General features: G+C 48.9%; 25 protein-coding genes. 5 read left to right on the forward strand and 20 right to left on the reverse strand.

Annotation, left to right across the window (positions count from 1 at the left end; genetic code table 11):
* Positions 1–9: 9 nt before the first annotated feature.
* From spoVAE to GC097_RS26910, 4 genes are read right to left on the reverse strand one after another with little or no spacing between them, the layout of a single operon-like run.
* Complete coding sequence (gene spoVAE / locus GC097_RS26895) at positions 10–360, reverse strand: stage V sporulation protein AE (protein ID WP_127449933.1); 351 nt, start codon at positions 358–360, stop codon at positions 10–12.
* The gene (gene spoVAD / locus GC097_RS26900; RefSeq protein ID WP_171686334.1) at positions 357–1,376 is read right to left on the reverse strand and encodes a stage V sporulation protein AD; all 1,020 of its coding nucleotides are present in this window, start codon (positions 1,374–1,376) and stop codon (positions 357–359) included. The genes spoVAE and spoVAD overlap by 4 nt, the downstream gene beginning before the upstream one ends.
* 4 nt (positions 1,377–1,380) lie before the next feature.
* The gene (spoVAC, locus tag GC097_RS26905) at positions 1,381–1,854 is read right to left on the reverse strand and encodes a stage V sporulation protein AC (protein ID WP_171686335.1); all 474 of its coding nucleotides are present in this window, start codon (positions 1,852–1,854) and stop codon (positions 1,381–1,383) included.
* A gap of 18 nt (positions 1,855–1,872) precedes the next feature.
* Complete coding sequence (locus GC097_RS26910; protein ID WP_171686336.1) at positions 1,873–2,733, reverse strand: DUF421 domain-containing protein; 861 nt, start codon at positions 2,731–2,733, stop codon at positions 1,873–1,875.
* A 190-nt stretch (positions 2,734–2,923) separates the two neighbouring features.
* Between GC097_RS26910 and GC097_RS26915 the strand changes: the two genes are divergently transcribed.
* The gene (locus tag GC097_RS26915; RefSeq protein ID WP_127449940.1) at positions 2,924–3,130 is read left to right on the forward strand and encodes a DUF1657 domain-containing protein; all 207 of its coding nucleotides are present in this window, start codon (positions 2,924–2,926) and stop codon (positions 3,128–3,130) included.
* A 173-nt stretch (positions 3,131–3,303) separates the two neighbouring features.
* On the opposite strand, the gene GC097_RS26920 is transcribed toward GC097_RS26915, so the two are convergent.
* From GC097_RS26920 to GC097_RS26985, 14 genes are all read right to left on the reverse strand, one after another.
* A complete protein-coding gene (locus GC097_RS26920; protein ID WP_216625891.1) occupies positions 3,304–3,441 on the reverse strand; it encodes an N-acetylmuramoyl-L-alanine amidase in 138 nt (45 codons plus the stop codon).
* Positions 3,442–3,465: 24 nt separating this feature from the next.
* Positions 3,466–4,227, reverse strand: coding sequence for a C1 family peptidase (locus GC097_RS26925; RefSeq protein WP_171686338.1), 762 nt, complete (start codon positions 4,225–4,227; stop codon positions 3,466–3,468).
* Positions 4,228–5,033: 806 nt separating this feature from the next.
* On the reverse strand, positions 5,034–6,146 hold the full coding sequence (locus GC097_RS26930) for a rhamnogalacturonan acetylesterase (RefSeq protein ID WP_171686339.1): 1,113 nt from the start codon (positions 6,144–6,146) through the stop codon (positions 5,034–5,036).
* An 11-nt stretch (positions 6,147–6,157) separates the two neighbouring features.
* Positions 6,158–7,183, reverse strand: coding sequence for a glycoside hydrolase family 88/105 protein (locus tag GC097_RS26935; protein WP_171686397.1), 1,026 nt, complete (start codon positions 7,181–7,183; stop codon positions 6,158–6,160).
* A 53-nt stretch (positions 7,184–7,236) separates the two neighbouring features.
* Positions 7,237–8,082, reverse strand: coding sequence for a carbohydrate ABC transporter permease (locus GC097_RS26940; RefSeq protein ID WP_171686340.1), 846 nt, complete (start codon positions 8,080–8,082; stop codon positions 7,237–7,239).
* Between the two features lie 12 nt (positions 8,083–8,094).
* Positions 8,095–8,982 carry a carbohydrate ABC transporter permease gene (locus GC097_RS26945; RefSeq protein WP_171686341.1) on the reverse strand — a complete coding sequence of 296 codons (888 nt, stop codon included), beginning with the start codon at positions 8,980–8,982 and terminating at the stop codon, positions 8,095–8,097.
* Between the two features lie 101 nt (positions 8,983–9,083).
* Positions 9,084–10,403, reverse strand: a complete 1,320-nt coding sequence (locus tag GC097_RS26950; protein ID WP_171686342.1) for an ABC transporter substrate-binding protein — start codon at positions 10,401–10,403, stop codon at positions 9,084–9,086.
* A gap of 114 nt (positions 10,404–10,517) precedes the next feature.
* A complete protein-coding gene (locus tag GC097_RS26955; protein WP_171686343.1) occupies positions 10,518–12,071 on the reverse strand; it encodes a response regulator transcription factor in 1,554 nt (517 codons plus the stop codon).
* A 6-nt stretch (positions 12,072–12,077) separates the two neighbouring features.
* A complete protein-coding gene (locus GC097_RS26960) occupies positions 12,078–13,847 on the reverse strand; it encodes a sensor histidine kinase (protein ID WP_171686344.1) in 1,770 nt (589 codons plus the stop codon).
* Between the two features lie 137 nt (positions 13,848–13,984).
* On the reverse strand, positions 13,985–14,311 hold the full coding sequence (locus GC097_RS26965) for an L-rhamnose mutarotase (protein ID WP_171686345.1): 327 nt from the start codon (positions 14,309–14,311) through the stop codon (positions 13,985–13,987).
* 138 nt (positions 14,312–14,449) lie between these two features.
* On the reverse strand, positions 14,450–15,637 hold the full coding sequence (locus GC097_RS26970; RefSeq protein ID WP_171686346.1) for an MFS transporter: 1,188 nt from the start codon (positions 15,635–15,637) through the stop codon (positions 14,450–14,452).
* 152 nt (positions 15,638–15,789) lie between these two features.
* Positions 15,790–16,263 carry a DinB family protein gene (locus tag GC097_RS26975; protein ID WP_171686347.1) on the reverse strand — a complete coding sequence of 158 codons (474 nt, stop codon included), beginning with the start codon at positions 16,261–16,263 and terminating at the stop codon, positions 15,790–15,792.
* A gap of 23 nt (positions 16,264–16,286) precedes the next feature.
* Positions 16,287–16,994: a ribose-5-phosphate isomerase RpiA gene (gene rpiA, locus GC097_RS26980; protein ID WP_281364368.1), complete on the reverse strand. Its 708-nt coding sequence runs from the start codon at positions 16,992–16,994 to the stop codon at positions 16,287–16,289.
* Between the two features lie 21 nt (positions 16,995–17,015).
* Positions 17,016–18,461 carry an aminotransferase-like domain-containing protein gene (locus GC097_RS26985; protein WP_171686348.1) on the reverse strand — a complete coding sequence of 482 codons (1,446 nt, stop codon included), beginning with the start codon at positions 18,459–18,461 and terminating at the stop codon, positions 17,016–17,018.
* 130 nt (positions 18,462–18,591) lie between these two features.
* On the opposite strand from GC097_RS26985, the gene GC097_RS26990 reads away from it, so the two are divergent.
* The 4 genes from GC097_RS26990 (at position 18,592) to GC097_RS27005 (ending at position 22,529) form a co-directional block, all read left to right on the forward strand.
* Complete coding sequence (locus GC097_RS26990; RefSeq protein WP_171686349.1) at positions 18,592–19,200, forward strand: LysE/ArgO family amino acid transporter; 609 nt, start codon at positions 18,592–18,594, stop codon at positions 19,198–19,200.
* 438 nt (positions 19,201–19,638) lie between these two features.
* Positions 19,639–20,142, forward strand: coding sequence for a TRAP transporter small permease (locus GC097_RS26995; protein ID WP_171686350.1), 504 nt, complete (start codon positions 19,639–19,641; stop codon positions 20,140–20,142).
* Entirely contained in the window at positions 20,142–21,434 is a 1,293-nt protein-coding gene (locus GC097_RS27000) for a TRAP transporter large permease (protein WP_171686351.1), read from the forward strand. Before GC097_RS26995 ends, GC097_RS27000 begins: the two co-directional genes overlap by 1 nt.
* Positions 21,435–21,467: 33 nt before the next feature.
* A complete protein-coding gene (locus GC097_RS27005) occupies positions 21,468–22,529 on the forward strand; it encodes a TRAP transporter substrate-binding protein (protein ID WP_171686352.1) in 1,062 nt (353 codons plus the stop codon).
* A 72-nt stretch (positions 22,530–22,601) separates the two neighbouring features.
* Here the strand turns inward: GC097_RS27005 and GC097_RS27010 are convergent, their stop codons facing one another.
* On the reverse strand, positions 22,602–23,342 hold the full coding sequence (locus tag GC097_RS27010) for a response regulator transcription factor (protein ID WP_171686353.1): 741 nt from the start codon (positions 23,340–23,342) through the stop codon (positions 22,602–22,604).
* A 5-nt stretch (positions 23,343–23,347) separates the two neighbouring features.
* Complete coding sequence (locus tag GC097_RS27015; protein ID WP_171686354.1) at positions 23,348–25,192, reverse strand: sensor histidine kinase; 1,845 nt, start codon at positions 25,190–25,192, stop codon at positions 23,348–23,350.
* Between the last annotated feature and the right edge of the window lie 65 nt (positions 25,193–25,257).

The following is a 25,257-nucleotide window of genomic DNA, read 5'->3' on the forward strand; positions in this document are numbered from 1 at the left end:
TGTTTTGATTCAGCCTTTTGGCTTAACAAAAACGGCGGCAATAAACGAGAAAATAATCGCGGCCGATATCCCCGCGCTGGTCACTTTGAATATCCCTGTGATGATGCCGATATACCCGTCCTTATGCAGCTCCTCAAGCGCGCCATGCACTAAGGCATTGCCGAAACTGGTAATCGGAACGGTCGCTCCCGCACCGGCAAATTCAATGAATGGATCGTACAGATTGCAGCCGTCTGCGATAGCGCCAAGGACAACGAGCGTGCTCATGGTATGTGCCGGCGTCAGCTTGCCAACATCCATTAAAAGCTGCCCAAAGACGCAAATCGCGCCGCCAATGACAAAAGCCCAAAAAAAGTTCATGCGTACAACCCTCCAGACTCTATTGAAACTGCATGCGCAATACAAGGGATGCTTTCCCCTTGCTGGAAGGAAAGCGGAGACAGTAAAGCGCCTGTAGCCACAACCAGAATACGTTTCAGCTCCCCCTTCTTCATACGTTTGAGAAGATGACCGTAAGTAACCGTTGCCGAGCACCCGCAGCCGCTGCCTCCCGCTTGCACATTCTGCCTGCCCCGCTCATAGATCATTAAACCGCAATCGTCATACGTCGTTTGGTCAATCGGAACCTTGTGCTTATGAAACAGCTCGCGCGCAATTTCGGAGCCAACCGCGGCGAGATCGCCGGTCACAATCAGGTCGTAATACCCCGGCTCACGGCCCAGATCGCGAAAGTGCGCCTGAATCGTATCGACAGCCGCCGGCGCCATCGCAGCGCCCATGTTAAACGGGTCGGTAATGCCCATATCCACGACACGCCCAATGGTTGCCGCGGTGATGACGGGGCCGTCCCCCGTCTTGGCGAGCACCGCGACCCCGGCGCCCGTCACCGTATACTGCGCTGTCGGCGGCTTCTGCGATCCGTACTCCGTCGGATAGCGGAACTGCTTCTCCACCGTGCAGTTATGGCTGCAGGTTCCTGCCATCGCATAATTGGCCGCCCCTGAATCCAACAGCTGCGCGGCCAGCGCCAACCCTTCCATCGACGTCGAGCAAGCGCCGAAGATGCCGAGATACGGCATGCCCAGCGTGCGCGCCGCAAACGTATTGGAGATGATCTGATTCATCAGATCGCCTCCGATATAGAACTGAATCTGACCGCCGGTAAGCCCGGCGTTGTCTAAAGCGTGCTGCGCGGCTTCCTCGAGCAGCGCTTTCTCCGCTTTTTCCCATGTTTTCTGTCCGACGGTCAGATCGCCATGGACGATATCGAAGTCTTTGGCAAGAGGCCCTTCGCCTTCATCAGGCCCAACGACCGTTCCTGTGGACAGGATGACGGGGCGGTTCTCGAAGACCCAGCTTTGATGCCCTTTCAGCATACGATCAGCCCCCACCCATAATGATTAAATGCAAAAGACCGACAACAAACGCAGCCACTGTGCCAAACACGATAACCGAGCCAGCGAGTTTGAACATGTTCCCGCCAACGCCAAGGACCAGTCCTTCGCTCTTATGCTCGATCGCCGCAGAACAAAGGGAGTTCGCAAATCCTGTAACCGGTACAGCACTGCCAGCTCCTGCCCATTGCGCAATTTTGTCGTAGATGCCGAAGCTCGTCAAAATGACTGAAATAATAATTAATACGGCAACCGTCGGATTGCCGGCTGTTTTTTCCGTAAAACCAAACCAATTAATGAACATTTGCATAAAGCATTCACCGATCAAACAAATGACCCCGCCAACTAAAAAAGCCCTAATGCAATTTTTCAACACAGGCCTCTTCGGCTCGACCCGCTTTGCCAATTCCTGATATTCCTGCTGGGTCATTGTGAGATTCTTCTTCTTATTGTCGGCCATACTTTCCCTCCTGCATGGTTAGGATTTTAACAGGGTGTGGAGATCTTGAATGACTTTCGTCAGTTTCTCCGAGCAATCTTGATACATCTTCTTGGCTTCGGGATGCTCCGTGGATAAGGAATACAGCTCAAGGTCCGCTTCACTTTTCTTCAGAGTGGCGAGTAGCGCAGGTCTTTCGCTCGGCTGAGGAACTTTCAGCTTGTCGTCATAAAGATCCACGGTCAATTCCCCATTGGTGTCCACTTGGCCAAAAAATACATTTTCCTTCGTTACTCCTAGCTTATCCAGTTCCGATTGCAGCCATCCTACGCCTTTGCCTGCCGCAGCAAGCGGTTCCCCCTGAATCTCGCCATCCATAATGACCGTGTGATTCGGTTTTTCCGTCATCATTTTCATCCCAAGATGTTTAGGTGTCAGGGGCTGCACGTCGCTTTTCAGCAAGATGCTTAAATCACCGCTCGATTCGAGCATGGCAAATTCCACATCCGCCAGCCGGAAAACACTTTTCGTCCGCAACTGCTCTAGAAGCTCGTCCCCTGTATATCTTTCTTTTTTCAAATTTTCCTCAAGCACTTTTCCGTCTTTAATAAGCACCGTGCCTTTTCCCTCGAACCATACGCGCAAAGTTTTGCTCTTAAGCGCCAAAATTTCCAATAAAAAGGGCACAAGACACCAGACTAATATAGCAATGACCCCATGAAAGAAGTTGCTTTCCACATCCGTTGAAATGACACCGGCTAAATCACCCAGCGTAATCCCAATGACATATTCAAAAAAAGTCAATTGAGATATCTGCTTCTTCCCCAGAATTCTTGTTAGTACGAACAGAATACTTAGTGCGCTTAACGCTCTAATAATGATATGTACCCAATCTGCCACTATCCGTTCCCTCTCTTTCCTAAAGCTTCAAACAAAGTCATTATGCGCAAAATGAGACCTCGTTATCATTGAAATGATTTGTATTTAATTGTCAATTATGAGGAGGGAAAGTCGGGGTATATTAATGAGCGCAAACAAATGAAATCGTTATGTCCATTTGCTTGCTAATCCAACATGAAGAGGTGTCTACATGACTGTAGCTGCTCAAGTAAAAACGACCTTAGCTTCCCTCAAAAGCGCACAAGCAAGCCTAGAGACCTTTGCGTTAAGCACGCAAAATCAAGAAGCTAAACAGCTCTATGAAACTGCCGCAATGGCCGCACAAGACATTGTTAATCAAGTCTCCTCCCGCGTACAGCAATTGGAAAACGAAGAACCTCAATACAAAGGGTTTTAATTCAAAAACAAAAACAGCCGGCAGTAACGAGACGATTCTCGTTATACGGCTGTTTTGCTTTTACTGCACTATAAGGAGGATAAGGGAAAGCAGAACAAAAAGCACCAATATCAACAGTTTGAGCATATCATCTTTTGGCATAAAGCCGCTCCTCGTTTCTTATGAAATTTCGGTTATTGCAAGGGCTGTCCGGATGCTTTCCTCAGCTCATTGGCTAATCGGTGAAACTCTTCTCTTGCCTGCGGATCGTCCGTCGCCATATAGGCCGCAGATAAAAAGGCAATGATTTTATTAGCATCTTCAACACTCATCACAGCTTCATCCCCTCCAAGGCTTTATTTTCCAGTCCAATAATCAAATGTCAGCCCCTTGTTTTTGAAAAAGGAATAGGGCAAGTAGCAGTAGCCTTGATCCCCCCAGCCTTTTCCCCATGAATTGCGGGCGATGACGACCCCCTGACCTTTCTTCTTGCCATCCTTGTAACCGACGGCCAGCATCGCATGACCACCTAGGAGCATTTCTGTTTTCCTGTTGGGATACGGGATTCGTCCCGTTTGGGCAGCAGACGGGCTTTCAAATGAAGCATAGACCCATATCCCGAAAACGACAGGCTGACCGTCTGCCAATGCGGCTTTAATACCTGCCAAATCTTGAATGCGATGATAGCCGCCGATTCGGTAAGTTCCTGCGGTTTGCTCAGCCTCCGCATCAGGCTTATCTTTAAACTTGGCAATTTGATACGGCCATTCGCTTTCAGGACAAACACCGATTTTGTGCAGTACCTTCATCCCGTCGCGAACCGTTGCGCCAGAGTCCCGACTGACGGTACCTTCCAGCTTCCGCTCATGCCAATAGTGAAAAAGCCGCGATAGCCGCGGCGCTGAATCGCTTTCTTGACGCAGCCAATATTCTCGCAGTCCGCTTACGATGGCATTCGACGTGCAGGAACCTAAATTCCCTTGATTCACAATTGGAGAAAGCTTGCTGCGCAAGTCAACTTTACGCGGCAGCTGGGATTCCCTGACATAATTAACGCTTCGATAAAAATGATCGCGAAAATCACCCGGGTCCCGTTTTACCGTTAACTTCCTTTTCACCTTTTTTCCTCCCCCATCGCCCGTTTGCGTAAATGTACTTTAGTGTATTCACCCATAGGCTGGAGCGTGCGAGAAGCGCGAATAGGGGCAGCTGAATACTGGCTTACGTGGATTCGCCAGTAGAATATGCAGATGGGATGGGGTAGATTGCTGCATTTGAGTGGTCAGGTAGAAGAATGGAGTAGATTGTTGCACTCGTGTGGTCAGATAGATGGATAGAGTAGATTGTTAACTTGTGTGGTCAGGTAGATGGGATGGAGTAGATTGATTCACTTGTGTGGTCTGGTAGATGGGATGGAGTTGATTGTTGCACTTGTGTGGTCTGGTAGATGGATGAAGTAGATTGTTGCTCTTGTGCGGTCTGGTAGATAGGATGGAGTAGATTGTTGCACTTGCGGTCACGTCAGGTAAATGGGATGTGTTGGAGTATATAATCGGCCCTAGGTTGCACATTGTACAACCATTTCTGCCAAATCTCGCTGTTACAGCAAGCTACGTTGTACTTTGTACAACGATTTCCCCATAAAACGGGGTATTGGACGCATGTTGAGCACATATCATTGTATTTCATACAATGAAGGGCTGCCAAACCTCCAAATAACCCCCATTTCATTGCACATAATGCAATATAGGCAGGAGAAAAGCCTGGATAGACACGCTCAATGCAGTAAACCCCAGCCCCAAATCGGCCCCCCCCCCTCATTCCATACGAACGCCCCTAATCCGCCTATTGTGACAGAATAACCAAAGAACCAGGCTATTCCATGTCTATCATAGACTGGTCCGCCCGGTTCCGTTAGAAAATATTATCGAAGATAGCGCTGAAGTGGCTGTATTTGCTGCTTGAGAATGCATGCTGCGACTAATTCGGCGATAGCGATACCGCCTTTTTCTTGGAAATGCGTATTATCCTCTGCGCCTTTTGGGAAGTTCGGAAATTCGCCCGGCCATGCCCACATGAACAGGGATTTGGTTTCCTCAGGACCTAGCGATTCGAACAATTGCTTGCTCTCCTCAGCCAAATCGATCAGGAGAACGTCCTCTTCCTCCGCCAACTGTTTCATAGCGGTAGTATAGTCGCCATGCGTGTCGATGATTTTACTGTCGCTATCAAAAAATCTCCGCTGCACAGGCGTGACTAGAATGGGAACAGCTCCCCGCGTCCTGGCTTCATGAATATAAATCGCCAAATGCTCTTTATAGGTTGTAAAAGGAGATGTCGCCCGCTCCTCATCCAACTTCTGATCGTTATGCCCAAACTGGATGAACAAATAATCATTGGCATTGATTTTATCAAGAATGGGGGCGAACCGCCCTTCATTCAGGAAGCTTTTGGAGCTGCGGCCAGAGACCGCATAATTCGCTACCGCAGCGTCCGCTTTGATGAAAAGCGGGAGCATTTGCCCCCACCCCGTATAAGGATAACCATCCTGAGGCTGATCCGTTACCGTGGAGTCACCGACCATGTACAATGTAGACGCTTGCGGAGCCGAAACGACCTCCAGCGCATTAATGCGCGGTGCTAAGCCTGAGAACGCCAGTCTCAACTGTCCATCCTCCACGTGAACGCTAAAGCTGTTTGACACAAACTCTCCGGCAGCTGTGCGGCATTCTGAAAGCAAAAGTCTTCCCTGCCCCGCCTTCAAACCTGTCGAAGTTGCCGTTATGAGGTCGCCCATTAACGTATGAATCGTGTAATTACCGATCGGCAAATCTACGGCGAACACAGCACCGACAGGAATGCAGAAGTCTCGACGAAGAACTTCGGGCCGTCCGCGATCCCGTTCGTATACCTCAGCACCACTCAGAAAGCCAAAACCATTCTTCTCATTATAAAATGCGCCCTGGCTAACTTTGGTATAGCCCTCCTTCACAGCGCTTTGTTCCGGTCCAAAATCAAATCGGAAATGTATGCTCATCCCACGAACGCCTACCAGTCTCTGCGATTCAGCAGTGAGGATAAGAAGGTGAGTCCCAACCCTTGCCCCCATCCTTGAATCCGCTTGTAAGGCACACCTTTGTACCCGTCAATATCCCGCATCACCGCAGTGCCGGCCGAAACGCCTGTGATCGTCCCGTCTTCGGAGATACGCGATAAGATGCCTTGGATCGATTTATTCGTATATTTATTATACAGCGGTCCGGCACCGACTAAGGCAGCCGCGATCCCCGCCGAGCCCGATGTTTCCAGATAGGCATCCTTGTCCGTCAGGACGGTATGCCATAACCCGCTCTCGTCTTGCAATCGAACCAGAGCGCTCAATTGATCGCGCAGCGAGCCTTCAATAATCATGAAGGAAGGATGCGTCACATGCACGAGTCTCAAGGCGCGCGCCATTGTAATAGCCGCCCATGCATTGCCGCGGGCCCAATAGATGCCGGACATATGATTCTGCGCCAGATTGTCCCAGCCGTGATAATACAGGTTCGTCGCGGCATCCTGCAGCACATTCTCATGACCGTGATACTGCTTCAAGCCATCTTCGAAATAATCCTCACGATTCAGCATTGATCCGATGCGAACCAGGAAATAGCCCGCCATGAACATCGTATCCACCCATGCCTGCTCAGGAAAATTGTATGTTTCCGAGTTCACGGTATGTTGGAAAATGCCTTCCCCGAATCGCTCCGCTTCATGTTTCAAGAAGTCAGCCATTTGCGTAGCGATTTCCATATACCGGTCTTCGCCGGTTTCTTTGTACAGGGTCAGCAAGGAGTGGCCGATCGAGATGCCGTTGACGGATAACTTGGGCAGCCCATCCTCCAGCTTCTCATCTACCCATTCTTTTAACAGGTGGAGATACTCTTCTTTGCCCGTAGCCTCATAAGCTTCTGTAACGCCATAGAAAGCTACGCCGCCAGGCCAGTCCCAATTAAAGTCCATACGGAACGTTCTATGAACAACACGGTCAATTACTTTACGGATTTCATCTGGATCGAATTGTAAGGCTGGCATCTCTTCATTTCCTCCCTGTTGGTCGTTATTGGTTATATAAGCATTCATCTCCGTTACCCCTTCAAACCGCTCGTCGAGATTCCGTCAACGATATATTTCTGGAAAATCATAAATACCACGAAAATCGGAACCAGCGATAACGTCGACATGGCAAACATCCCGCCCCAGTTGTTTAAGGACTCGCTGTCGAGGAATAGCTTAAGCGCCAGGGAAACCGGATACAGCTTGGCATTATTTAAATATAACAGCGGTGTGTAGAAATCGTCCCATCTCCAGTAGAAGGAAAAGATCGCAGACGTCACAAGAGCTGGAACGATAAGCGGGATGATGATTTTGTAGAAAATGCTGTACTTGCTGCAGCCGTCCATTTTGGCGGCTTCATCGAGTTCAGGCGGAATCGTGCGGATAAATTGCATAATCAGAAAGATAAAGAACGGAATCCCGAAAAATTGCGGCACAATAATCGGCTTGAAGCTCGATAACCAGCCAATTTTGGCGAACAATATATATTGCGAAATGATCGTCACATCTTGAGGCAGCAGCAAGGTCAGCATGACCATGGAAAACCAGAACTTGCTTCCCGCAAAACGGATACGCGCAAAGCCATATCCTACTAAAGCGGAGGAAGCTACCGCGCCGATCGTCGAAAGAATAACGATAATGAAACTATTTCTCATAAAGGTTGCAAACGTGATGCCTGCAAACCCCTTCCAACCTGTCACATAGTTGTTCCACTCAATCTTGCTGGGGATCAGTGAGGTGGCCGTCGTATAAATCTCATCGTTTGGCTTTAAGGAGCTGGCGACCAGCCATAGAATCGGATATATCGCTGTAATCGCGATGAGGCAGACGAACAGGTGATACAGCAATGTTTTCATATTTTTTGTGCGAAATACCATGTCAGATCCCTCCTAGCTCTCGTAATGAACCCAATATTTAGATGTTTTGAAAATAACCAAGGTAATGAGCCCGATTAAGATGAGCATAAACCACGCCATAGCGGAGGCATAACCCATTTCGAAAAAGACGAAAGCCCGATGGAATAAATATAGCGAATACAGCAGTGTATTGTTCAGCGGACCGCCTTCGCCGTTGGAAATGATATAAGCCGGCGTGAAGGTCAGGAAGCCCGAAATCGTTTGCAGAATTAAATTAAACAGAATGATTGGACTTAACAAAGGCAGCGTGATATGAAAAAACTTGCGCACAGGGCCTGCGCCGTCCACGCTGGCCGCTTCGTAATACGTGCCTGGAATATTTTTGAGTCCGGCAAGGAAAATAAGCATGGAAGAACCGAACTGCCAGACCGACAAGAGCACCAGTGTGCCAAGCGCGGTAGCCGGCAAACCGATCCAAGAGGTGGTGGTGTGGACACCTATACTGCCCAGGAAAGCATTGATAAGGCCTTTGTCCCCGAAAATTTGACGCCACATGATCGATACCGCTACGCTTCCGCCAATCAAAGACGGCAAGTAATACGTGGCCCGGTATAGCCCGATTCCTTTGACCGCGCGGTTAAGCAGCATAGCTACCAGCAAGGCGATGATGAGCCGCATCGGGACGGACGTGAGCACATAAGTAAGCGTGACCCGAATCGAATCGATGATTTTGTCGTCATCCGTGAACATCTTCTGGTAGTTTGCAAATCCGACCCATCGCGGAGCTGACAATAAATCGTATTCTGTAAATGAAAAATACAGCGAAGAAAACATCGGAAACAGCGTGAAGATCAAAAAACCAAGAATGAAAGGCGAGACAAACACATAGCCGACTATGTGATCATTTTCACGTAGTTTCATAATTCCACTCCCTTAAGCTCGTCTATTTCTATCTATTTGGCGGGTGGCCGGTTAACAGCCACCCGTTTGTACCCGCACAGCGTGTTGGAACGGACGGACGATCACTTCTTATTTTTAGCCAAAATGGCGTTGGCTTCGTTCATAAATTTCGTCGCGGCGCCTTCGACCGAGATTTTGCGAAATAAGATTTGCTCCTGCATATCGCGGAGCAGCTTGCTAACCTCCGCTGACCCGATAGGATCAGGGGGATCCATGGGACTGCTGTTCTTCTCCGCCCATGCGACGTAGTCGTACACCTTCTTCTCTTCTGCGGAGAGCGTAGGCTCCAAGCCTGCTTTGACCTTCGATGAGATCGGAATTCCCCGGTCGCCTTTGATCAGTTTATTGGCCTCCATATCGTTCAAAAACCAGGAGATGAATTTGGCCGCTTCCTTCTTCTGCTTCGAGCTTTTGGGGATGGAGAACAGCATGGTTGGCTTTAGATACAGCCCTTGCTTGCCATTCGGTCCGGGCAGTCCGGTTAAGCTCAGCGGCTTTTTGGCGGCCTCCTGCAGCGTCGAGAATTGATTGGACCATGCCATGGTCATGAAGCCATCCCCTAGGGCAATCGGGTTCTCCTCCGGCGTCAGCTTGGACAGCGTTTCTTTCCCCCAGTCCCGCATATAGCCGGCTTCGTACCATTTGAGATACATGGTGAAGTAATCTATAAAATATCGGGGATCGCTAAACCCAAGACTCGTGCCATCCTGGCTAAAATAGTGCTGATCTTGGGTACGCAGGTAGTAAGGAAAAAACTGATCGAAACGCATATGATCAAGCACTTTCCCTTTTTCCTTCATCCGCTTGGCGATCTGCTCCAAATCGAACCAGGTCCAGCCCTGCGGGATGGACGATATGCCCGCCTCCTTCAGCATAGCGGCATCGTAAGTGGTCCCCATCGCATTAACGCCTAACGGTATGCCGTACAGTTTTCCGCCGACTCGTCCGGAATCAATCGTTTCCGGCGAAGCTGAGCGCACATCGATCGTCCCGCTGTTCGTCAGTTGGGACAAATCCTCCAATTGATCCTTCGTGGCATATTGGGTCAGGTACGAGATGTCCATCTGGATAATATCGGGCAGCTGATTGGCCGCTGCTTGCGGCGCCAGCTTCTTCCAGAAATCATCAAAACCGGCATATTCCGTATCAATCTTTACATTCGGGTTTAGCTCCTGGTACATGGCAATGAGTTTCAGCGTATAATCATGCCTCGCTTGACCGCCCCACCATGCAATTCGCAGCTTAACATCTTGTTCACGATCGCTTTGTCCGGACTCAATCGTCCTCGGTTTGCCGCCCGCTGAAGGTTCATTCGCGCTGCATCCGATGACCGTGAATAACAATGGAATTAGGAGTATGGCCGGTAATAGTCTGCGTTTCATCGTAAGCGTCCCCCTAGGTACCCTGCGCTCCACATTTCTTATTATGGGCTGGCTGGAGCGAAAGTTGAATCTAATTTACCGCGTTAAATGTTCAAAAAACAGTGAGTACCTTTTCTACAACGTCAGCTTTTTGTACTCGGAAGGAGCGCAGCCCGCGACCTTTTTAAACACTTGAGAAAAGTACTGCGGATTATCGCCAAATCCTAATTGTTCCGCTAATTCGAACATTTTGACATCATCGTTTGATTTAATAAGGTCCATTGCTTTTTTGATTCTCACGGTAACTACATAGTTCGAGAAACGCTCGCCGGTCTCTTTTTTGAACAATTTCCCCAAATAATCCGGATTCATATACAGCATTTTGTGAGCGACCCAGTTGAGCGACAGCTCGGGGTTGGCGAGCTCCGCATTGACGATTTCGATAACCTTCTGAATGACTTGCGAGTGCTTGTTTCTGTTTTGTTCGAAAATGACGTGGGTAATTTCAGATGCGGTTTGCTTCAGCAATTGAATGCTCGCCTGCAGCGTTTCCATCTGCGAGATTTGGCCAATGAGCCCCATATACTGGTGCATTTGAGGTTCGGCACACAATCTTGTCATGGAAATAAAGCTTTGGATGACATACGATTTGGTCGTCTGAATGTCTAACCTGGAATTCACTAAAACGGTGTGAAACGCTTCAATACTGGCCTCGGCTTCTTCCCAATTGCCTGCCCGGATCGGAAAGAGGATGCGATCGTCATCGTATACGAAGTCCGCTTTGCTGGGCTGCGCAGAATCCAAAATATCGCGCATCGTGATAAGTCCGCCCTCACTAAGGTAGAACCGGTGGCTCAAGCAATCAATCGCTTGCAAGTAGAGCCGCCTAGCCTCCCCGATTTCCCCGGCCTCGCTTAAGGCGGCTGTCGTATCTATTTTGTAATACAGCATAAAAATACGCCTGATTTCTTCAATATGCTCCTGCAGACGCTTCATATCATCCTGATCCTCGATCAGCACCAAGATGTGCTCTGCAATGGTGGAGCTTAACAGCGGCTCATCGAGAATGTCTTCGGCAATATTTTTCAAAGCAAATAAATGCTCATATTCGAATTTGTCTTCGAGCCGGAACAGCAATAAACGAACTTTTCTGGCGCCGACATGCAGACCGAATAAATCCTGGTAATACTCCCAATCCCGGCTGCCATACGATTTATTCGTCACGAATTCTTTCAAAAATTGCTCTTTTACATGGGGCAGCACCTTCTGCAAATTCGCTTTCATCGACTGGATAAAGTCTTCCTTGCTCTCCTCCTGCTTGTATTCGGCCGTAATTTCACCGAGTGCCTTTAGAATGCTGTTTTCGTTGCACGGCTTTAACAAGTAATGCTTGACGCCATGCTGCATCGCTATTTGGGCGTATTCGAATTCATCGAAGCCCGAAAGCATGATAAAGCGCGTATGCGGATGCGTTTCCTTGACTTTGGCCACAAGCTGCAAACCGTCCATGCCCGGCATCCGAATGTCGCTGATGACAATGTCAGGCTCGTGCTCGCAAACAAAAGCGTAGGCTTCAATCCCGTTGCGGGCGGTCCCTATTAACTCGGTGTCCACAGACTTCCAGTCTACAATCGAAGAGATTCCTTCGAGAATCATCCGTTCGTCATCAACCAACAATACTTTATACATCAGTCGTTACCCTCTTTTCGTCATCGGAATACGGATGGTAATACATGCGCCGCCATCCGGTCGATTTTCTACTTGAATCCCGAAATCCTCGCCAAACGCCAGCTTGATCCGCTCGTCAATATTTTTAAGCCCAATGCCTGTCCCTTTGGATTGGCGTTCGCCCGTCAATATTTGTTCCAAATACGTTTCGTCGATGCCGGGGCCATTATCCTCAACGATCAGAAGGACATTTTCTCCCTCTTCCCGGCCTAAAATTTGTATGACACACGGTTCAAGCATGACCTCTACCGCATACTTAACGGCATTTTCCAAAAGCGGCTGCAGCGTCAGCTTCGGAATGCAGTAAGCTCCTAAAGCTTCAGGAACATCCAAACGGAAATCGAGCCGTTCTTCAAAACGGACCTTCTGAATCGTAATATAATGCTGCACAAGCTTCAGCTCGTCTTCGATCGGGATCATATCCTGTTTCAGGCTAATCGACGAACGAAGCAAGTAGCCAAGCGATTCCACCATTTGAGAAACTTGCTTCTGCCCGTTCATCTTGGAAATCCAGTTGATCGACTCCAGCGTGTTATACAGAAAATGCGGATTGATTTGCGCCTGCAGCGAGCGAAACTCAGTTTCTTTGATGATCAACTGTTTCGTGTAGTTTTCCTTGATCAACTCTTGGATGCGCACAATCATCATGCGGTATGTCCGCTGGAGCAGTCCGACTTCATCCATCTGCAGCGAGATAGGCGCTATTGCCGGCAGCTCCGAATTTTCCAGATCGCCGATTTGCAGTCCCCGCATATTGCTGATCAGACCTTCGATGGGGCGGGTGACGCTTCGAGCAACGGCCATCCCAAAACCGACTAGCAGAAAAAAAGAAATCAGAAACGCGGCAATCATCCAATTTTTCATCAACGTGAGGTTATAGAAAATCTTTTGGAACGGCAGGGTGTTATAGTACGTCCATCCCAAATAATCGGAGTGAATATGCGATACGAAATATTTCTCGCCATCCTGTTCCATGATGCGAAACCCCTTAGGGGAAAGTCCGGAAGGACTGTTATCACTGATTAACGACTTCATGCTTACGGATCGCGGATACACTAAGGTCCCATTCGAGACAATACTAAGCTCGCCTTCCCGGGTAACGGCTTCTCTGGCATATTGATTCACCATCTTGTCCAAATTGACATGCAGCACTAGGCTGCCCAGCTTCTTCAACTCCAAATTGTCGTAGGAACGGATTTGTCTTGTTGCAATGAGACTATAATCCTGGGCATCCGGATTGACCCATCCCAAACTGCCGGCTCCACGGTCGGACGTTTCTTGGATGAGCATTTTCCGATCAGGTGAAAGCGTTGTCAAATTACCGCTGGAATAGCTGTTTCCTTTCACATCAGTAATATCCGCCGCCGAAATATAGGTCTCGGAGTTAATGTATTGGACAAGCCGGTCTACGAGCTTAGCGCGGGATTGAATGCGAATGTAATCCGATTCAGCCGAGTTCATAACAATTAGATGCTGTTGAATTTGCTCGTCTGACATAATGCTGAATGTCAACCGTTCCACTTTATTCAATTCATTCTCAATCAACGTAGAGGAGAGATTCAGTACTTGCGACGATTTCTCATAAATCTGCTGATCATACATCGAGAAAGCGATCTGCAAGCCCACCAGCGAAATGCTGGAGCTAACCGCCATCGTAATGGTAATGAGCAGAAACAGCTTCGCTTTAATTCTCATATTGCGGATATCATCAAACCACAGGCGGAAGCCCGACTTCATGTAAGCTCACCACTTTTCTTCCTGAATAGGGTCTTGTAGCAGTGTTTCTTCGCGGTTGCTAGCGTCATTCCCTTTACTTTAGAAAAAAGAAGTTAAGCGCGGTCAAAGCGCTTAACTCCTTTTCAATACGAATTGACCTATTTTAAATAAAACACTTCACGCATCGGTTGAATCGGCACGGCTTCGCGGAAATCGAAGGAACCTACGACCATTTTGGACGTAATGGCGTTCCACCGATTGCATGCCTCGCTCTCTGCCAGATAGGCAAAGGCAGCTTCCAAATCATCGCATAAGAAGCAATAGAAAAATTGATTGCCATTCTGGAAGATGGAATAATCCCTAATCCCAGCATTACTGTGCTCTTCCATAATTTCCGGCCAAGGCGCCAAATGCATCCGGACGTACTCCTCCAGGTCTTCCTCCCGAATCGTCCATGTCCATGCGAACTTCCCGCTATTGGTCATGCGCTTCACCCTCTCCCTAAAGTTGGATAACCAGTCACTGTTACTTTACCGCGCCAACATCGTCCCGTCAATGCTCTCCCCCGTCAAAATAAAAATAAACAAAAAAAAGAAGTCGCGAGGACTTCCGTTTTTATGTCTTTATATTTGTTTAACTTTGTAAGAGGTGCCAACAAACCAAATAAGGAAAACAAAACAAAGCAGCGCAATAAACCCATAACCGCCGAAAACGTCATAACGGGCAGCAAAATAGCCGAAGCCAAGACCTGCAACCGTGTTCAGCACATTCTCGCCTAACGATTGGAAGGAATCGATCGTTGCTCTCATGGCGGAGTCAATGCGGTGGTGCAGATAGCCGGCAGCAAGCGGCTCCATCACGCCGGAGAACAGGCAGACGATCAGCATCGCTGCCAGTCCGACGCCATTTTTGCTAACGGAAATAAAAATGAAACCCAGGGTGATGCCCGCCATAATGAAGGTGATCAGTCTCCTGGTGCTGAAGCGCCGCAGAAGTGCATAAGCAAGGAGATTGCCAGGCAGCTGCAGAAGCATAATCCCGGCAGACAGTACACCAAAGAAGAGAACCGGAGTCCCCAGTCTGTTCGCGTACAGCTGCCAAAATTCTGCTATATAGCTCATCGACGCACCTGTTACCATACCTGAAAGCAGGACAAGGGTGACATTGGGATTTGTCCGAAAAAAACGCAGCGATGCCGTGACATACGTTCTAAAAGAAGGCATTTCCTCCTTGCCTGTCGTATCCAGCGATCCCTTAGGGGGCTCGACCAACAGGAAAGCAAGGAAAAGAGCAATTGCTGAACTGACCAGCGATAACCAGTAGTTCAGCTCAAGATCGAATTTCCCCGCGAGAAAGCTTCCGCAAAGAGCCGCGAGGATGGCCGAGATGAAGTCGCAGGCATTCAATCGTCCAAGCAGCTTTTCGAACTGCGGCGCCACGCCCTGCAGCGATAACGTATCGTACAGCATGGCGTTATCCGAGCCGCTGCTTGCGGACCTGGAAATGCCGGCCAAGAAGACGACAAGCGCGAAATGCCAAAATTCGGTCGCAACCAGCAGCAGCAGAAACTCGCTGCATCCAAGCAGCGCGCTGAGCACGAGCATGTTTTTGCGGCCCCATTTGTCCGCTATAACACCGGTTGGAACTTCTAGCAGCACGATGGTCAGCGCATAAATAATTTCCGTATATACGACCATCTGAACGGTCATGCCCCGATCCTCCCAGTACAATCTTTCAATAACGTAAGCCGGGATGAGACTGGAGAAAAAGCGAAATGCAAACAGAATTCGTATATTCTTTGTGTTGTCCATAAGGAGCACCTCTCCGAAATTTGATTGGATGTATGCACGCAATCAACTCGGGGGTGCTCGTGAACAACGCGGGGTTATCTCTTAGCAGGGAGGTCTTGCGAATTTTGCGAACCTTTTCATAGGGTTGCTCCTTCCATCGCTCAGACTGTCACTTATTTGGATAACAATACTTTATACAGTTTAATTACGCTAAAATGCATGCCTTCATGATATAAATTGAAGCTGAGAAACTGCTCTAGAGATTCAAGCTTCATGCCTGCCGAAGTAGTGTACGGGGTTACGCTGTCCTGAAGCCGGCCGCTCAGTTCGCTGCGAATGCGCTCAGGCTGCTCCCGCAGCAAAGCCGTCAACTCTTGCAGCGAAGGAACCGCGATGTCAGCTGGCGTAGTTAATGGAGAAGTTTTGAACTCAAACTGTTCTTTGAACCCCTCAGGCATACGAAGCGGAAGCCCCATATACTGAAAAGCGTAACGTTCCATTACCACATAAATGTGCCCTAACTGCCAACGGATGGAATTCCGGAACCCACCCGGAATCCGGTCGGCGGTCTCCTCCGTTATTCCTTCCACCGCAAGCAACACTTGAGCTCTTACGAATGCCAACTGCTTAAACAAATAATGTTCCATCGCCTTCACTCCTTTAGGGTATCTTAGGGCTTATTGTAGCACTCTTTCACTGATCCGTCTTTATAACCAACGATAACTTTGGCCGCCATACCGATAAATAGCCCGTTATCGACGACACCCGGGATGCTGTTGATGGCATCGTGGCATTCGCTTGGCATGGCGATCTGTTTAAAATCACAATCCAAAATATAATTGCCATTGTCGGTCATGTACGGCTTCTGATCTACCAGCCTCAGCTTCGGTTCGCACCCGAGTGCGCTAAGTTTACGACGAGTAAGCTCATATCCGAATTTTACAACCTCAACAGGCAAATGGAATTTCCCCAACCGGTCGACAACCTTGCTTTCATCCACAACGACAATAAGCTCTTTGCTTGATGAAGCAATGATTTTCTCACGCAGCAGGGCGCCTCCTCCGCCTTTTATTAAGTTCCACATTCCGTCAACTTCATCGGCCCCATCGATGGTCACATCAATCTCGGCTATTTCTGAAAATGGACTTAACGGAATCCCGAGATCTATCGCCAGCTTCTCAGACTGAACAGAGGTTGCAACCGCTTTTATTTGCAGACCGTTATGCACTTTCTTTCCAATTTCCTGGATCGCCCAGTATGCCGTGGAACCCGTTCCCAAGCCTACCGTCATGCCATCCTGAATATAGGCTGCGGCTTTTTCAGCGGCTATCCGCTTGGAATTGCTGTTCGGCATGTTGTTCGTTGACATATTTGACATCTCGCGCTCACCTTCCTATGGTTATTTTCCAACTAAATCTCGTATCAAAATCGCTACCCGCTTCAATCCCCATTCAAGCTCGTGCAGCTTGGCATAGGCATAAGAGATCCGCAAATAGCTGCCTGTATGACGATTATAAATCGAACCGGGATTGAGCAAAACACCGTCTTTGATCGCCCGCTCAAACAGGATTTGCATCGGAACGTCCACGGTGAGCTCGACCCAAATATAAAAACCTCCCGTTGGCACAGTCCACTTGGCTAGTCCAGCAAAATAAGTATGCAAGAACTGTACCGCTGCATCCCTTCGCATTTTCAACTGCTCCCTAATCCCGATCAGATGCTCCTGATATAAGCCCCTGCCAAGCCATTCAGACGCAGCCCATTGGGAGACGGAGCTGGAGCCATAATCGTTCTGCATTTTGATATCCGCCAACCGTTCGATCACCGGCTCCGGCGCGACGACCCAACCAAGTCGAAGTCCCGGACTTAATGTTTTGGACAAGGTCCCCAAGTAAAGAACCAACGCATGCGGGTCCCTCGCTTTTAACGGCAATGGAGGCGGCTCATCAAACCACAGCTCTCTGTAAGCGTCATCCTCTATGATCGGAAGCCCTTCGTCGGTGCAAGCCTTCATCAACGCTTGGCGTCTTTCCTCCGTCATTAACGTGCCGGTCGGATTATGAAAAGTTGGAATCGTATAAAGGATCGAAGCGTTATAGCCTTTTTTGTAACGTCCGATCTGGCTCGCCTGTATGCCTTCCTCATCCATAGGCAAACCTACCAGCTTCATGCTGTTTGACTGAAAAACATGGACAGAATACAAGTAGGAGGGCTTTTCCAACAGTATGGAAGACCCTCTTTGCAGAAGCCCCACCGAAATGAGATGCAGCGCTTGGAGAGCACCGGAAACGATCAAAATGTTCGATGGCGAGGTTTGGATGCCGTTTCCTTGCAGATACTGAGCGACCTGCTTGCGCAAATAAAGATTCCCTTTCGGTTCTTCATAACCCAAGGTGAACGGATTCGCCGAGCTTTCTGCAAAAATCTGCTTCATCCGCTCAGTCGGCAGCAAATCAGGGGAAAGCTCTCCGGTTCCGAGCCTGATCATGCCTTCTTGAAATTCCGCCCGGTTAATGTGCTGGATGGCAAGCAAATTGGGATAGTGTATGCCAGCTTGTACATACGAGCTCCAATCGGGAGGCGGCGACGCGGCTAGCAGATTCCATGAGTTATTGATGACTCTTGTCCCACCCTTGGTGTTGCCCTCCAATAAGCCTTCCGCAATTAAATCGCTGATTGCCGTTACAACCGTGCTGCGATTCACACCAAAGTGCTCAGCCAATGCTCGCTGCGAAGGAATTTTGGTCCCCACTGCCCATTCGCCTAGTGATATTTTATGAATAATAAATGTTTTAATCTGTTCATATAACGGAGTTTCAGACGTAAAATCAGGTTTCCAGTCCATGTGCTCCTCCTTTCCTTGCAGCTCCACTATATCATTTGGTTGGGATCAATGCCATCCATTTGGACGGAGACAAATATCAAAATCCCTCTATACTAAGAGAGACTTTGACAGCCAGATAGGAGAGATCGATTTGTTTCAAACAGTTCTACACGCGGTTATATTGGGTTTTGGCCTAATTTTACCGGTAGGGGTACAAAATGTTTTTGTATTTAATCAAGGCGCCAGCCAGCGCACTTACTTAGGAGCACTGCCTGTCATTCTGACGGCATCCCTCTGCGATACGTTCCTTATTCTAGCAGCGGTTTTGGGGGTTTCCCTTATTGTGCTCACTTTTTCATGGCTGCAAATGGCTCTTTATGGCGTTGGGTTTATATTCTTGCTCTACATGGGCTGGGCGGTTTGGAAAAGCAAGCCAAGTGCTGCTTCTTCTTCACAAGAAGAAACTAGGCCCAAAAAGCAGATCCTGTTTGCAGCATCTGTCTCTTTACTGAATCCTCATGCTATTTTAGATACGATTGGCGTTATCGGCACCAATTCTTTAAACTATTCCGGCAGCGAAAAATGGGTCTTCATGCTCAGCATTATATGCGTATCCTGGCTATGGTTTTTCGGGTTGGCATTCGCGGGGCGGTTAGTCCGCAAGCATGATACAAACGGTCTGTTTATCGCGCGATTAAACAAGGTTTCCGCTTGCTTAATATGGGGCGTGGCTGCGTATATGGGGATGAAGCTTTTGTAAAATGAAAGGACGAAAGCACGATGGCAGCCGGTGGAATCTACTGAAGTCTCCACTGGCTGCTATTTTTCTATTGGCTCAACATTTATCAACTCTACAAGCGCATTTCTCCTATAATCCACCTCTAACTTCAATTCACCTATCTTCTCTAAACCCTTCTCATTACCAGCTCAGAACAGCTCATTACATATCATCATTACTTCTTATTTCACATTGCTTCTCACCACTACTACTCATAATTTATCGCCACTTCTCATTTATCCTCACATCTGCTCCATCCCTCTCACACCTTTTTTCATATACCCACTACCATCCAATAATCTAAAAAAACTACAAAAAAAACTAAAAACAATGGCGTTCCTGCCCTCGCCCAGGAAAGCTATACTAAAATCAGCCAAAATGAAAGCACTTACACAAACAAAGAAGGGAGGTCGCCAGACCATGCGATTACTTCGCAAAATAGCGCTCGGTATCGATACGTTCATCGAATCGGCCGCACTCATCGGCTTGCTCAGCATGATTATCATCGTCACCATGCAGGTGATGACGCGCAAACTATTCGATTTCGTTTTTTTCTGGTCAGAAGAAGTGACTATGCTGCTGCTCATTTGGTTCTCTTTTATGGGTATCGCAATTGGCTTTCGGGAAAAGCTCCATCTCGGCATTGATTCCTTCACGCACAAACTTCCTGCTTCCTTCAACAAAGCGCTGGACAAAGTGATCGAACTCGTCATTCTCGCCTTCGGAATCTATCTGGTGTTCTATGGTTGGGATTTCACCGTCATGATGAACGAATCCGAACTGCCAGCCACGGGGCTGCCGAACAGCACGCTCTATGTCATCATGCCGATCACGGGCATCATGACCTGTGCTTATGCGCTATTGCAGTTATTTGGGATCGAAACGAAACGGCACGTTAATCTCCAGGAAAGAGGCCACCATTAATGGATCCGACCATTGCCATTCTCATACTTTGCATTAGCTTCACCCTTCTGATCGTTCTGCGCTTCCCGATCTCGCTAGCTCTAGCCGGTTCTTCACTGCTTACCCTGCTCTACTTGAAAGTCCCGCTGGCTACCGTGGGCCAAACCATGATTCAAGGGATGAATTCCTACTCGCTCCTGACTATCCCCTTCTTCATCCTGGCCGGTCAAATCATGAGCGAAGGCCAAATGGCGCTGCGCCTCATCAACCTCGCCCAAGTTCTCGTGGGTGGCATTCGCGGGGGCTTAGCCATGGTCAACTGCGTAGCCTGCATGTTCTTTGGCAACATTTCCGGCTCCGCTATCGCAGATGTATCTTCCATCGGCTCCGTCATGATTCCCATGATGAAGAAAAAAGGCTATGACACCGACTACGCCGTAGGTGTCACCGTATCCGCCGCCATTCAAGGCGTCGTCGTTCCGCCGAGCCACAATCTCGTCCTGTATTCCCTGGCAGCCGGAGGCGGGATCTCCATTGCTTCGCTTTTTCTCGCCGGCATCGTTCCCGGCCTGATTCTCTGCGTATCGCTGATGGTTACAAGCTATATCATTGCAATCAAGCGCGGATATACCAAAAGCGAAGCCGTTCCGATGAGGGACATACCAAAAATTGTGCGCGACGGCCTGCTCTCCCTCTTAACCGCCGTCATTATCCTTGGCGGTATTTTCACCGGCTGGTTTACAGCTACGGAAAGCGGCGCATTGGCGTGTTTGTACGCTTTTATTCTCACCTTTCTCGTCTACCGGGATATTCCGCTCAGCCGCATGTGGGTCATCCTGAAACGGACGTTTCGAACCGTCGCGATGGTGCTTTTCCTGATTGCCGCCTCGGCTACCTTCAGTTATGTGCTCGCTTTCTTGAAAGTGCCCGGCATGCTGACCGATTGGATGCTTGGCATCACCGACAGCCCGATTGTGATTTTGCTGATCATCAACGTCCTGCTGCTCTTGCTCGGCGCACCGATGGATATGGCTCCGCTCATCCTCATTATGACGCCGATTCTGCTGCCTGTCGTCACCGCTCTTGGCATGGACCCTGTTCACTTCGGCATCATTATGATGTTAAACTTAGGCATGGGATTGCTGACGCCTCCGGTTGGAACCGTTTTATTCGTCGGCTCGGCCATCGGCAATATCTCGATTTCCGAAGGCACTAAAGCGATGATGCCGTTCTTCTATGTCATGTGCGTCGTTCTCATGATTTTGACTTATATACCAGGTCTGGTGATGTGGCTGCCTAACCTTATGAAATAATCAACTCAAACCATTACAGGGGTGATCATCGATATGAAAATCAAAAAATCATATATAACAGCACTTAGCACGATGCTGGGAGCAAGTCTGCTGCTTGTAGCATGCGGCGGGGGCAGCACGCCGACAAACAGCGGTTCCACAACTGCGCCGGGGACCGCTAGTCCGGCAGCGGCCAAGAAATCCGATGGGCCTAAGTTAAATTTTCGTCTGGCCGAAACGCATCCCGCTGACTATCCGACCACACTAGGCGATAAAAAGTTCGCGGAGCTCGTTAATCAAGCCTCTGAAGGCCGCATCAAAATCGATGTGTTCCCTGCTTCCCAGCTGGGTGAAGAGAAGGCTGTCATTGAGCAGGTTCAATTGGGTGCGATTGAGTTCACCAGGGTCAGCACTGGAGCGCTTGGCAGCTTTAACAAGCAATATGAAGTGTTCAGCTTGCCTTATATTTTCGATAATGACAATCATCAATGGAAGTTCCTGGAAAGCGAACAAGGTACGAAACTGCTGGATAGCCTGGAATCCTCGCGTATGAAGGGCCTTGCCTACTACAGCTCAGGAGCGCGTCATTTCTATTCCAAAAAGCCCATCAAAAGCATCGCCGATCTGAAAGGGCTAAAAATTCGCGTTATTCAAAACAAAGTCAATATCGATCTCATGAACGCACTCGGTGCGAATGCAACGCCAATGCCATACGGGGACGTGTTCAACGCCCTGCAAACGGGCGTCATCGATGCCGCAGAGAACAACTATCCGAGCTACTTCTCGTCCAACCATTTTCAGCAGGCAAAAAATCTCATTCTCGATCAGCACCAACGTGTTCCGGAAGTTCTTCTGATCTCCAAAGTAGCCTGGGATAAGCTGAGCAATGACGATAAAGCGCTGATCAAAAAAGCAGCCCTGGAATCCGTCAAAACGCAGAAAGCCGAATGGGATAAATTCGAAAAAGATTCCGAGGCCAAAGTCAAAGCAGCCGGCGTCACCATCACAGAAGTCACTGACCTTAAGCCATGGCAGGAAGCCGTAAAGCCAGTCATCGAGAAGTACCGCAATGATTACAAAGAGACGCTGGAAGCTATCGAAAAGGCAAGAAAGTAGACTCCTTCCACCTAAACGACAAAAGAGAAAAGACAAAAGGAACCTAAGCCCATCTCAGGTTCCTTTTGTCTTTTACGGCTTTCCTCCATTTTTCCGATATTCCAAAGGAGAGCTCCCTGTCAGCTTTTTAAACGTATTGCTGAAATAAGCAATATCGCCATATCCGAGCCTTTCCGCGATTTCAAAGACGCGCAAAGAGGTTTTGACAAGCAGCCTCTTTGCTTCTTCTATCCGCATTTCGATGACATAGTCCACGAACTTGCCGCCCGTTTGCTGCTTGAACAGTTGACTCAGATAGCTGGGATTCAAATGGACAAAAGCAGCCACATCCGTTAGCGCAATATCCTTGGCTAAATTAGCGGCAACAAACTGCTGCACTTGTTCGATCACAGACAATTCGGCCGTCACCGTCTGAAGCGTATCGCTCCCCATCGCCTCTTTCAGCATCGCCCTGCCTTGTATCCAGCGTTCCAAGCAATCGGCCATCGCTTCCATTTCCACCGGCTTGAGCAAATAATCCTTGACCCCGTAACGAATCGCTTTCTGTGCGAAATGAAAATCGTCAAACCCACTCACAAGCACCAGATTCGCCGTCATGCCAGCCATCTGTTCCGCCAGCCCGATGCCGTCCATAATCGGCATTTTCACATCGGAAATAACGAGATCCGCCTCATGCTTTCGCACCGCATCCAAGGCTTCCAGGCCGTTCGCGCATTCCTGCACAATCGTAACAGGGAGCTTCGTTTGCTCCACCGCCTTGCGCAGCACAACCCGGACCCATTTTTCATCATCGGCAAGAATGATTTTGTACATCGTGACTACGCTCCTTCCCGGATATGAAGCCCCAGCGGCAGTTTCAAGCTAACGGTAGTCCCGGCGCCGGCGCTGCTCTCAAGCTCCAAACCGTATGCTTCCCCGAATAAATACGAAATGCGCCGATGCACATTCACGATCCCAATCTGAGAAACAGCTGCAACCATATCCTTCTGCAGCAAATCAAGCTGCAAGGCACGAAGCCTTTCCGCCGGAATCCCCATCCCGGTATCATGAATCTCGATGACATATTGATGCTCATCCAACAGCTTGGCGGATATGATGATATGAACAGGCTGGTCGCTCGTCTCGATGCCGTGAATTACACAATTTTCCACCAAGGGCTGCAGCGCAAACTTCGCAATCCATTGACTTTCCGCCCATTGCGGAATTTGAAATTCATAGCTGAGCTTCTCTTCAAAACGGTACTGCTGTATCCGCAAGTACATCTCACAGATGTGAATTTCCTGCTGCACAGTGCTCGTTGCACCCGCATGATTCAAATTGTAGCGCAGCAGCCTGGCCAGGGAAGCGACCAACACGGAAATATCGGTCATATCCTTTTCCAGCGCCATGCCTCTTACCGTCTCCAATGCGTTCATGAGAAAATGGGGGTTGACTTGGGATTGGAGCACTTTGAGCTCGGTTTCCTTTTGGCGGAGCTGGAGATCCTTCTCCCGAAGCTGAGAGTAGTAAATCTCGCCCATCAAGACTTGCAGCTTTTCCACCATTCTATTAAAATCATTCGTCAGTTGTCCGATCTCATCCTTCGATTCGATGTCCGCCCGAGCCTGAAAATCTCCTTCTTTTACCCGCTTCATAAAATATTGCAAAGCCCGCACCGGGCGAACGATGCTGGTCGCAAAGCCAATGCCGATTAAATAAGCGATAACCAGCGTAACAGCTACCGTCCACCAAATCGTTTGCCGAATATACTGCGAACCGCGCGTCAGCTCATGTTCAGGAATGGCCGTTACGAGCCTCCAGTTCAAATACGACGACAGGCTGAACGTATAAAATGGCCGATCTCCTGTTTGCGCCTGATAAGAGCCGCTCTCCCGCTGCAAAATATAGTCCAGCTGATCCCACTCGGCCATATGCCCGATATCGGCGTATTCCGGGGAATAAATATACTTTCCAGAGGGATCCAGTATCGATAAATAACCCGTTCTGCCGATCGTTACACGCTCAGCAATCTCTTGAATGCGCTTGAAATTCAGTTCCATGATGAGGGTCGCAACAGGTTCCAGCGTATTGGGACTCACCAATCGCTTCACAATCGAGAGAACCGGCATATCCTCCAGTTCATAACGCTCGGAAGGCGGCCGAATGATCAGCATAATATCGCTGTTGGAAGGCACGCTGGCATACCATGGCTCCTGAACGAGCTGCAAAGCAGGCGTCACATTTTTGTTCATGCTCGTATCCAGCACGGTTTGATTTTCCATAATCAGCATGATCCGGGAAATGTCCGAGCGGGAGTAGGCGGTATCTTTCAACAACTGCATCATCGGCTCGCGGATGCCTGAGCTTCTCATTTCATACTCGCTCGTCATGCGAAGAAACTGCTGCATCGAGGGGTGATTTTGCATCCGGATCGAGTCGATTTCAAAATCCCTGATATAATATTCGATGTGCAGCTTCACCTGCTCAATAATCTGTTCGTTGCTTAATCGCGCTTCCTCGCGCAGCACTTCCGACGATTTCTGATACGAAATGAGACCGACAACAAGCAGCGGAATGACGACCAGCATGGCCGAGTAGACGAGCAGCTTAACGGTCAGCGGACGATCGCGCAAAAACAAACTACGGTAAAACCAAATCCAAGTCGGACGGCTTTTTCTCCGCATATCCAGTCCCCAAGCTCCCCTCTCCACTGTTATGTAAACGCATTCAATAAAGAAGAAAGAAAACC

Origin of the sequence: Paenibacillus planticolens, from assembly GCF_013141725.1 — a bacterium.
GTDB lineage: Bacteria > Bacillota > Bacilli > Paenibacillales > NBRC-103111 > Paenibacillus_E > Paenibacillus_E planticolens.

What these genes read in the sequence shown, in the direction of transcription:
- spoVAE (WP_127449933.1), bottom strand. Translation starts at nt 360, where the DNA reads ATGAACTTTTTTTGGGCTTTTGTCATTGGCGGCGCGATTTGCGTCTTT.
- spoVAD (WP_171686334.1), bottom strand. Translation starts at nt 1,376, where the DNA reads ATGCTGAAAGGGCATCAAAGCTGGGTCTTCGAGAACCGCCCCGTCATC.
- spoVAC (WP_171686335.1), bottom strand. Translation starts at nt 1,854, where the DNA reads ATGGCCGACAATAAGAAGAAGAATCTCACAATGACCCAGCAGGAATAT.
- GC097_RS26915 (WP_127449940.1), top strand. Translation starts at nt 2,924, where the DNA reads ATGACTGTAGCTGCTCAAGTAAAAACGACCTTAGCTTCCCTCAAAAGC.
- GC097_RS26920 (WP_216625891.1), bottom strand. Translation starts at nt 3,441, where the DNA reads ATGAGTGTTGAAGATGCTAATAAAATCATTGCCTTTTTATCTGCGGCC.
- GC097_RS26930 (WP_171686339.1), bottom strand. Translation starts at nt 6,146, where the DNA reads ATGAGCATACATTTCCGATTTGATTTTGGACCGGAACAAAGCGCTGTG.
- GC097_RS26935 (WP_171686397.1), bottom strand. Translation starts at nt 7,183, where the DNA reads ATGCCAGCCTTACAATTCGATCCAGATGAAATCCGTAAAGTAATTGAC.
- GC097_RS26940 (WP_171686340.1), bottom strand. Translation starts at nt 8,082, where the DNA reads ATGGTATTTCGCACAAAAAATATGAAAACATTGCTGTATCACCTGTTC.
- GC097_RS26945 (WP_171686341.1), bottom strand. Translation starts at nt 8,982, where the DNA reads ATGAAACTACGTGAAAATGATCACATAGTCGGCTATGTGTTTGTCTCG.
- GC097_RS26950 (WP_171686342.1), bottom strand. Translation starts at nt 10,403, where the DNA reads ATGAAACGCAGACTATTACCGGCCATACTCCTAATTCCATTGTTATTC.
- GC097_RS26955 (WP_171686343.1), bottom strand. Translation starts at nt 12,071, where the DNA reads ATGTATAAAGTATTGTTGGTTGATGACGAACGGATGATTCTCGAAGGA.
- GC097_RS26960 (WP_171686344.1), bottom strand. Translation starts at nt 13,847, where the DNA reads ATGAAGTCGGGCTTCCGCCTGTGGTTTGATGATATCCGCAATATGAGA.
- GC097_RS26965 (WP_171686345.1), bottom strand. Translation starts at nt 14,311, where the DNA reads ATGACCAATAGCGGGAAGTTCGCATGGACATGGACGATTCGGGAGGAA.
- GC097_RS26970 (WP_171686346.1), bottom strand. Translation starts at nt 15,637, where the DNA reads ATGGACAACACAAAGAATATACGAATTCTGTTTGCATTTCGCTTTTTC.
- GC097_RS26975 (WP_171686347.1), bottom strand. Translation starts at nt 16,263, where the DNA reads ATGGAACATTATTTGTTTAAGCAGTTGGCATTCGTAAGAGCTCAAGTG.
- rpiA (WP_281364368.1), bottom strand. Translation starts at nt 16,994, where the DNA reads ATGTCAAATATGTCAACGAACAACATGCCGAACAGCAATTCCAAGCGG.
- GC097_RS26985 (WP_171686348.1), bottom strand. Translation starts at nt 18,461, where the DNA reads ATGGACTGGAAACCTGATTTTACGTCTGAAACTCCGTTATATGAACAG.
- GC097_RS26995 (WP_171686350.1), top strand. Translation starts at nt 19,639, where the DNA reads ATGCGATTACTTCGCAAAATAGCGCTCGGTATCGATACGTTCATCGAA.
- GC097_RS27000 (WP_171686351.1), top strand. Translation starts at nt 20,142, where the DNA reads ATGGATCCGACCATTGCCATTCTCATACTTTGCATTAGCTTCACCCTT.
- GC097_RS27005 (WP_171686352.1), top strand. Translation starts at nt 21,468, where the DNA reads ATGAAAATCAAAAAATCATATATAACAGCACTTAGCACGATGCTGGGA.
- GC097_RS27010 (WP_171686353.1), bottom strand. Translation starts at nt 23,342, where the DNA reads ATGTACAAAATCATTCTTGCCGATGATGAAAAATGGGTCCGGGTTGTG.
- GC097_RS27015 (WP_171686354.1), bottom strand. Translation starts at nt 25,192, where the DNA reads ATGCGGAGAAAAAGCCGTCCGACTTGGATTTGGTTTTACCGTAGTTTG.